Annotated in this window: 1 protein-coding gene; it reads right to left on the bottom strand. The window is 61.0% G+C overall.

The genetic code is table 11. From position 1 onward, the window contains the following. Positions 1-839, bottom strand: an 839-nt coding sequence (locus NKH98_RS32910) for a tyrosine-type recombinase/integrase (RefSeq protein ID WP_352904316.1), incomplete at its 3' end; no start/stop codon positions are given. Positions 840-983: the final 144 nt, after the last annotated feature.

Here is a 983-nt window from a genome sequence, read left to right on the forward strand (position 1 = left end):
AAAACCTCGCCAGCACGCCAGTCGATATCCTGCAGCCGAATGGCGCGAAGCTCGCCGTTGCGAATGCCCGTGGTGGCGAGCAGCAACAGGACGGCTCGATCGCGGATGTCGACCGGCGTTGTTGCGCCGATCGCATCGATTGCGCGCCGAACGTCATCCCATGCAAGGCGCGGCGGCAAATGCGCCAAACGCCAATGCGGCGTCCCTGGGACGACGCGGGCGAGATCCTGGTCATTGTGGCCAGCCCAATACAAAAACCGAAGAAATGTTCGGATGTGAGAGGTCGCCGCCGTGCGGGTGGCGGAGGTCGCCGATAGCGACAGCCGATGCTCAACGGCGGCGAAGACATGCTCCGCCGTCAACGCTTGGAGCTCTTGGTCGGGATGATGATGGCGGAGCCAATCCAGAAAGCGGCGGCCGCCCAAAAGAACGCCTTCGCGGGTCTTCGGCTCAAGTCCCCGCACCCTGCTCAGATAGTCCGAAAAGGAGGCCAGAAGCGGAGCATCCGGATCATCCTCTACACTTGGAACAGAACCAATGAACCGCTCCGGAGCCAGTCGGCGTGCGTGTCCCAGAGCCGACACTGCGCCGATGCGCGGAGTATCAGTAGTAAACGTGCACAAATAGCTGTCGATGACATCTTGAGGGATAGGCATCGGACCACAGCGCGTCGCGGCAAACTGGCTAAAGCGCGCAATCCGGCTCAGGTAAATCTTGGCGGATGCTGGCTTATAACCAAGCGTGAAAAAATGCTTCGCGATGCGATCCATCTCGCCACCGAGCGCACCGCTACGCAGGCGCTTGAGCACCCCACGATACGAAAAATAGAACTCGAGCATCCTGCCCCTCCGACATTGCGGCGCAGGGGAATCCCGCGCCCGTGAGAGACACGAAATATTATGTGGCGGAGGCAAGCTGGGTTTGGCCGGCCCTGACGGGCGTCAGGGCGGCTCCGCCACATAATCTCGCCCGACGCATAAGAA

This window comes from Mesorhizobium sp. M0833 (assembly GCF_040319905.1).
In the GTDB taxonomy this organism is placed as follows: domain Bacteria; phylum Pseudomonadota; class Alphaproteobacteria; order Rhizobiales; family Rhizobiaceae; genus Mesorhizobium.